Annotated in this window: 6 protein-coding genes and 1 pseudogene; 3 read left to right on the top strand and 4 right to left on the bottom strand. The window is 67.5% G+C overall.

The features are described 5' to 3' along the window. Positions 1-1418: 1418 nt before the first annotated feature. Positions 1419-2330, bottom strand: a complete 912-nt coding sequence (locus ACWCXX_RS39925; RefSeq protein ID WP_451136053.1) for a hypothetical protein — start codon at positions 2328-2330, stop codon at positions 1419-1421. A 44-nt stretch (positions 2331-2374) separates the two neighbouring features. Then, positions 2375-3085: a TniB family NTP-binding protein gene (locus ACWCXX_RS39920; protein WP_451136051.1), complete on the bottom strand. Its 711-nt coding sequence runs from the start codon at positions 3083-3085 to the stop codon at positions 2375-2377. A 38-nt stretch (positions 3086-3123) separates the two neighbouring features. On the opposite strand from ACWCXX_RS39920, the gene ACWCXX_RS39915 reads away from it, so the two are divergent. Further along, entirely contained in the window at positions 3124-4518 is a 1395-nt protein-coding gene (locus tag ACWCXX_RS39915) for an IS30 family transposase (RefSeq protein ID WP_451136049.1), read from the top strand. 13 nt (positions 4519-4531) lie between these two features. Next, complete coding sequence (locus tag ACWCXX_RS39910) at positions 4532-4822, top strand: transposase (RefSeq protein WP_451136047.1); 291 nt, start codon at positions 4532-4534, stop codon at positions 4820-4822. Positions 4823-5429: 607 nt separating this feature from the next. Here the strand turns inward: ACWCXX_RS39910 and ACWCXX_RS39905 are convergent. After that, positions 5430-5984, bottom strand: coding sequence for an ATP-binding protein (locus tag ACWCXX_RS39905; RefSeq protein ID WP_451136045.1), 555 nt, complete (start codon positions 5982-5984; stop codon positions 5430-5432). A 189-nt stretch (positions 5985-6173) separates the two neighbouring features. Here ACWCXX_RS39905 and ACWCXX_RS39900 point away from each other — a divergent pair, with 189 nt between their 5' ends. Then, complete coding sequence (locus tag ACWCXX_RS39900) at positions 6174-6773, top strand: TetR/AcrR family transcriptional regulator (RefSeq protein WP_451136043.1); 600 nt, start codon at positions 6174-6176, stop codon at positions 6771-6773. 325 nt (positions 6774-7098) lie between these two features. Here ACWCXX_RS39900 and ACWCXX_RS39895 read toward each other — a convergent pair. Next, positions 7099-7355, bottom strand: a pseudogene (locus ACWCXX_RS39895) (DDE-type integrase/transposase/recombinase); the annotation flags it as partial.

The raw sequence follows: 7355 nt of genomic DNA, 5'->3' as shown, positions 1-7355 counted from the left end.
CCGCCGCCTGGCTGTCGAGACCGAGAACTCCTCCGCCGCCACTTCCGCCAGGCCGGCAGCGGCAGACACGCCCGCGCACAGCCTGGCAGAAGGCCTCAGCGCCGGATCCACGCAGGGCAAGGACGGCGGCCCACCCGCCGGGGCAAGCCCCGGCAAGATCCCGCAGGAGGGTTCCCGGACAGGGAAGAACGGGGCATCCGCCGCATCCGTACCGGCAACCACACACGCTGCTGCCACTGCCGCGGCACCGGATCCTTCAACGGACGACGGCGACCCGGCTCCCCCGCAACCGGAGGCCCCGCAACCGGAGGCCCCGAAGCCGGCGGAGGAAGAAACCACTCCCGCGCAGGCAACACCCCTTCACCGGCGGCCAAAACTTGTGCTCGGGGCAAGCGCCGTAATCCTTCTCCTCACAGCCGCCGTGACAGGCATATCCCTGGCCCCCGACGATGACACCAGCAAGCCACACGCACCCGCGAAACACACACCAGCCCCGTCAACAAAAACCAGCACACCCCGGGCCCACACACCCAGCACCCCAGCCACAAACAAAGCCTCCCCAGACAAAACGGCACAGCCCCCTGTAGAGCATGCCCCGCCGGACAGCACCCCCCGAGTCACGCCTCCGGGCCCGACCAAAAACAAGCAGCCCTCCAACAGCTCCAGGCCCCAGCCAACCCATCGGGAACCGACCATCTACGAACCCCCGCCGCCAGTCTTCACGCCCTCTCCGTCACAGAGTGAGGACCCCTTCCCGGAAGAGACCTGCTGGGACGTCACCAACGACTGCCTGTGACCCCGCTCTCCCGCGACCAGCCCCTGGTGCCCGAGGAGCGCCTGATGGAGCTGGTGATGCTGCGCGACGCAATCCACTCACTCTCAGCGGAGGTCCGGCACGAACTCCCTGTCTGACCAGCTACCCAAAGGGGGCGGCGGTTCGGTGCTACGGATTCGGGCCCTCATGCTGGAATGTAACTCCCAGTCACCTCCCGGGCTCCCAGGTCCCCTCCGGTGACCTGGGAGCCCGCAGCCCGTATAGCTCCTGTATGCCCGATTCTCCTAGGAGGTTCCTGGGAGGTGAGGGGGCGGTTTCCCCAGGTGGACGCATGCGGGCGGGGAGCTGGGAGCTGGGAGGTCCACCCCTGGGGGGGTTGTTTGTTGTGACGGAGTTTTAGATCTTGGGTGGTTGGGTTGTTCTGGCCTGGTGTTTTGTTGTTGGGCTGGGGATTTATGGGTGGTGCGGTGGCTGGCGGTGGCTGTGTCCGGGGGCTGTGCAGGGGTGTTCGGTTTGGCTGTTCGGGCTGTTGATCTGGGGTTTGGTAGTTGGGTGGGATTGATCTTGTGTTTGTTGTGGGTGTTGGTGGCACGCCTACAGGCGCCCGTGGGTGTCGGCCGTGCCTGGTGCTTGTTGGTGCTGGTCAGAGGCGTGTGTGGGTGAGGTACACGGTCAGGGGATCGCTGGTGGTGGGGGTCAGGGTGTCGAGTCCGAGGCGGTGGGCGATCACGCTGAGGAGATCGCCCGTGTGGGATCGGCGCGTGTGGGGGAGGGGTGCCAGGGTGCGGGCGAGGGCGACGGTTTCGGGGTAGGTCACCAGATCACGGGCCAGGAGAACAGCCGAGGCAGTCCCTGCACGGCCCAGATGGGTGTTGCCCGCAACGAGCCGGCCCAGGCGATACTGCCAGCGGCCGGCCAGATGCTGCTGGTGGTCGTACCAGCGTGTGGTGACCGCGCGTGCCGTCATCCAGGCGCTCGGAGCCCGGGGGCGACGCTGAAGGCGCTGGTGGGCGTGATGGGCCGTGATCAGTTCGGGCACCGCCCAGGTGTGGAGCGTGGACGTGAGCCGCGGGTCGGGGGCGGCTTGCCGGTGGCGCGGGCAGACCAGCCGGTGCCAGGGCCGATGAACCCACGCAGCCCCGGTCGCGCCCCGGCTGCGGTGCCACGTGCACAAGATGCAGGCGGCCACGGGCTGACGTTCCGGTTCGAGGGATTGCCAGTACGCGCCGGCCGGCCCGGGACCAGGACGGCTGTGGTGGGTCAGGTGGGGCAGGGTACGGGTGAGGTGCGCCAGCGGGATCCGGCCCAGGACAGCGACACGGTGAGCGGCGCCGGGCGTCAGGTACAGGCCGGCCGCGGGTGAGGTGCCGTGTCCGTGGACGGTGATACCGCTGCCGTCGAGGAGTTGCGGCAGCGTCAGCCGGTAGGCACCAGCGAGGCGCTGTAGGTATGAGGCGGTCGCTTCGAACAACAGCGGCCGTACCCGGAACACCCCCGGGGCCGGGGGCGGGATCCGCGCCGCCCATGCCCCACCGGCGGGTACGCCGCTTCCCACGGCACCGAGTGCGGCCGCCCGAGAGGCCGTGAGAACGGTCTGGCTCACCGGGTGCTGGTCTTGTTGCGGGTGCGGGGGCGGTAGTGCTGTTCGGCGAGGTGGTCGAGGCGGACAGCGTCGAGGGTGGTCCTGGTGATCCGTTCCGTGCCGTCGGCCAGCGCGGTGATGGCCGCCTGCTTGACCAGACGGGCCAAAGACCCGATCCTCCCCGCGGTACGCGCGTGCAGATACGGCGCCAGCCTCACCAGAGTCCCGGCCCGGTGACAGCGGAGGTCGAGTGCGTTCTCCATCGCCTGGATCAGGTCCTTGAACGGCTCGTTTCCACCGTCGCGTGCGGGGAACGGACCGCAGTCGACAAGAGAGGCGCGTGCGGCGAGCTGCGCCCCGCGCACACCGCTGAACAGTGCGGTCGTGGTGACGTCGATGCCCGCGTACACGAACGTCGCACCGATGCGTTCGGTCAGGTCTTTCAGCAGGTCGGCGCTCTGGGCGCCGGTGGTGGTGCGGGGATTGAGCCGGTGGATCTCGTCGATCAGCACCAGCCGCACACCCGCCTGCGTGTAGGCATGGCAGACGCTGCCCACGATGTGGGCCTGGGACATACGGCCCGCGACGGGGATGCCGAGGTAGCGGGCGAATTCCAGGGCGAGGGTCTTCGCGCTGGCGGCGGGAGGCACGAGCACGTAGGCGACCGGCACCTGCCCGCCCGCGCCGGTGTCGCCGTGTCGCCGCGTGTGGGCGAGGGGCGGATTCAACCGGTCGTCGCAACACCTTGCGATGGAGGAGGTGTTGGATGGTTCGTCGACAGCAGGCAGCAGATCGTGCGATTCGTCCGGCGATGAGGTCGCCGGGGCATCCGAAGTTTCATCGCGAGGTCGAGGTGGCGTTCTGGGACGAGATCGCCAAGGGGCTGTTGCCCGAGGAGGCCGCGGCTGCTGTGGGCGTGTCACAGCCTGTTGGCGGCCGGTGGTTCCGCCACGGTGGCGGGATGCGACCGTTCGACCCGAAGCCGCCTACGGGCAGGTATCTGTCGTTTCGCGAGCGTGAGGAGATCGCGCTACTCAAGGCCCAGGACAAAGGCGTACGAGAGATCGCTCGGACCGTCGGTCGCGATCCTGGGACAATCTCGCGTGAGCTGCGACGCAATGCCGCGACCCGCAGCGGAAAAGTCGAGTACCGGGCGTCGGTCGCTCAGTGGAAGGCCGACCTGGTCGCGCGGCGGCCGAAGACGGCAAAGCTGGTCACGAACCCTCGGTTGCATGCCTACGTCCAAGAGCGGTTGTCCGGGCAGATCAGCCGCCCCGACGGGACCTCGATCTCGGGACCAACGACGGGGAAGTGGACCGGCCGGAACAAGCCGCACCGCAAGGACCGTGCCTGGGTGCAGGCGTGGAGCCCGGAGCAGATCGCGAACCGGATCAAGCTCGACTTCCCTGATGATGAATCCATGCGCATCAGCCACGAGGCGATCTACCAGGCGCTCTATATCGAGAGTCGGGGCGCGCTCAAGCGCGAGCTCATCTTGTGTCTACGCACCGGTCGCGCGCTACGCGCACCCCGAGCCCGCTCACGTCGCAAGACCTGGGCACACGTCACGCCCGAAGCGCTCCTGAGCGAGCGGCCCGCTGAAGCTGAGGACCGCGCTGTTCCTGGCCACTGGGAAGGCGACTTGATCATCGGGCTGGAACGTTCAGCGGTCGGCACCATCGTGGAGCGAACGACCAGGTTCACCATGCTGGTCCACCTGCCCCGTGAAGAGGGGTACGGCGAGATCCAACGGACGAAGAACGGTCCTGCGTTGGCCGGCTACGGCGCGACATCGATGAAGAACGCGCTGGCCACGACGATGTCAACCCTGCCCGCGCAGCTCGCTCGGTCGCTGACCTGGGACCGTGGCAAGGAGATGTCGGCTCACGCCCAGTTCAAGGTCAAGACCGGCATCCCCGTTTTCTTCGCCGACCCACATAGCCCCTGGCAGCGCGGCACGAACGAGAACACCAACGGCCTGCTGCGCCAGTACTTCCCTAAGGGCACCGACCTGTCCCGCTGGAGCGCCGAGGAGATCGAGGCAGTCGCTCACGCCTTGAACACTCGACCACGAAAAACACTCGGCTGGAAGACACCCGCCGAAGCATTCAACGAGCACCTACAGTTGCTCCAACAAGACGGTGTTGCATCGACCAGTTGAATCTGAGCAATACGTGTCAATCCGCTATGGCGAGCGGTTGCTGGAGGCTGGCGCGACTGCATCCGTCGGCTCCGTCGCGGACAGCTACGACAACGCCATGGCCGAGGCCCTCAACGGCTCGTTCAAGGCTGAGCTGATCGAACACCAAGGGCCCTGGCGGGACGCTGACCAGGTAGAACGTGCTGTCGTCCAGTGGGTCGGCTGGTACAACACCGAGCGCTTGCACTCCGCCCTCGACTACCTCCCGCCCGATGAATTCGAGGCCCAGCACTACCAGTCCCAGGCGGCCACGAACGCCGCCTGAAACCACACAAACCGGCCGCTACAAAACCCGGGACAGTTCATCTGCGTTCGAAGGATCCCGCCGGTCTCACACAGGAACTCTGGGGACTGCTCGCCCTCTACCAAGCCCTGCGATCGGTCATGGTCACGGCTATGGAGACCCGGTACTGCACCGATCCAGACCGAGCCTCCTTCATCGTCGCTCCGGAGGCCGCACGCGACAGCGTCACCGTCCTCGCCGGCCCCATGGCGGCTCGCAGCCCCAGCACCCAGGCCGACCTGGTCGGACACATCGGAACCCGGCTCTTGCACACCATGCTTCCCAAACGTCGTCCGAGGACCTCCGCCCGCGTGGCGAAGCGCGGTGCGCGCCCCGCTCGTCCTGACGAACCTCGAGGCCAACCGCTGAGACAACGTCCAATCCTGACCTGTACCTAGCCTGCGTCCGCAGATCTGGGTATCACCGCGGAGTCGTGGGTGCACAAGGACGAGGCCCAGGCCACGCCCGAAGGCCGCGACAGCAGCGTCAGCGCGGCGGAGGAAATGATCCGGCTGCGGGCTGAGCTCAGCCGACTTGGCGCTTACGGCCCGGCGGCATCGCCGAGGCCGTACGCCGAGAGCCACCGCCATCACGGCGTACATGTCCCGCGAGGACGGTCTTCGACTTGCAGCTCGAACCAGACGGTCTTGCCGGTGGCCGTCCGAGTGCTGCCCCAGTCGTCCGCGAGCAGGTCGAGAAGTTCGACGCCCCGGCCGCCCTCCTCGTCCGGGGCGACCGCGTTGCGTGCGGGGCGGGCGGGCTCTGTGTCCTCGACCTCGCACAGCAGGCGGGAGTCGCTCAGCCACAGGTTGAGCCTGACCGGGCCGCGTGTGTGACGCAGGGCGTTGGTGACCAGTTCGCTGACCAGGAGCTCGGCGATGTCGGTCAGACAGACCATGGCCCAGTCGCCCAGCTGCGCGGTCACCAACCGCCGGGCTAGGCGCACGGAGGTCAGTTCCCGCGGCAACGGCCAGGAGGCGTCCCAGGCGCTGGCGCGGCCGCGGGGCGCGTCCAGCGGTCGCAGCGGCGCGAGCACGCGTGACCACAGAGCCCCCTGTCTGGTCAACCACGAGGGCGCAGCGGTATGAGAGGACCACCCGACGCGGCGAAAGGCGATGGGGTGACCGATGGCGTAGGGGGCCATGGGGATCAGTCCCTTCCGGGCCGACGAGGGACGGGCCGCCGACGAGCACGCCAGGCGTGCGCCGGGTCCCGTGCGCGTAGCAGTCGCTACATTTCAAATATAGACATAATGGCAGATAAAGCAAAGGTGACCCAAAGAGATAGTAAATGGACAGTCAGTTGTCGAGTCTTCACGTATCCAGGAGCCCCCATGCCTCGCCCGCCCGATCCGGCCAAGCGACGCGACCTTCTCGAACGGGTTCGCGAGTACGTCGTGCACAACGGCCTCGCGGACCTGTCCCTGCGCCCTCTGGCCAAGGCCCTGAACACCAGCGACCGCATGCTCCTGTACTACTTCGGCACCAAGGAGCAGATGATCACCCAGGCCCTCGACATCTACGAGCGCCGCCCTCTCCTGCGCACCCGCGACCTGCTGGAGACCATGGGCTCACCCACGGACCCTGCGGGCCTGCGCCGCTTCCTGGAGGAGGTGTGGCGACAGTTCGGCGAGCCCGACGTACGCGCCGCACTGCCTCTCTACCTCGAGACCATGAGCGCCAGCGTGCTTCACCCAGACCGCTACGGGCCCGTCATGCGTAACATCGTCACCGAATGGACGGAGCTGCTCACCGCCATCTTCCGCGACCTCGGCATGACCGAGGACCGAGCCCGGACACAGGCCACCCTCTTGACCGATGCCCTCTTCGGCCTGCTCAATGCCCCGCTGGCCGACGGCCACTGGGACCGTGCCCACAAGGCCTTCCACGTCCTCCTCGACAGCCTGGAACCCGGCTGGCACACCCCGGCGTGACACGCGGACCGACGAGCCCCCTCCCGGTCAGGAAGGAACCGCTTGCCACCCGAACCGCCACCGCCACGCCACGCCACGCCGCGCACCGCGCGGCACAAGCAGCTGTGACAAATCAGCTAGTGATCGCTGGGAGCGTGCCTGAAAGATGGCTCTGGCCCGTAGTCGGTGGTGACGTCGAGTAGCCGCCCTTGAGGCGCTGTCACGTTGTTGGGTGTGTGAGTGTCTGGTGGCGCGTCGGGGCGTGGTGGGCTTGCGCTTCGGGCCTGTGGCAGGCCGGCCGGCAGCGCCGGTGATCTGGTCCCAGATCGCGAAACGAGGCTGTCACGACGGAGAGCATGACCTCGTGGTGGGCGGCGCCGTAGGAGCGCAGCTTGTCGGTGATCACCACTCGCGGCACGGAGCAAGTCTTCTTGAGTAGTGTGCGGAAGAACCGCCGGGCCGCGGCCTTGTCCCGGCGGTTCTGGACCAGGATGTCGAGCACGTTGCTGTCGGCGTCGACGGCCCGCCACACATACTTCCGCTCTCCGTTGATCTTGATGAAGACCTCGTCCAGGTGCTTCCCAATGCTGATGTCAAGCCGCC

Source organism: Streptomyces sp. NPDC001732 (assembly GCF_053596315.1).
This window is presented reverse-complemented; position numbering and strand designations above follow the sequence as displayed.

What these genes read in the sequence shown, in the direction of transcription:
- ACWCXX_RS39915 (WP_451136049.1), top strand. Translation starts at nt 3,124, where the DNA reads ATGGTTCGTCGACAGCAGGCAGCAGATCGTGCGATTCGTCCGGCGATG.
- ACWCXX_RS39905 (WP_451136045.1), bottom strand. Translation starts at nt 5,984, where the DNA reads ATGGCCCCCTACGCCATCGGTCACCCCATCGCCTTTCGCCGCGTCGGG.
- ACWCXX_RS39900 (WP_451136043.1), top strand. Translation starts at nt 6,174, where the DNA reads ATGCCTCGCCCGCCCGATCCGGCCAAGCGACGCGACCTTCTCGAACGG.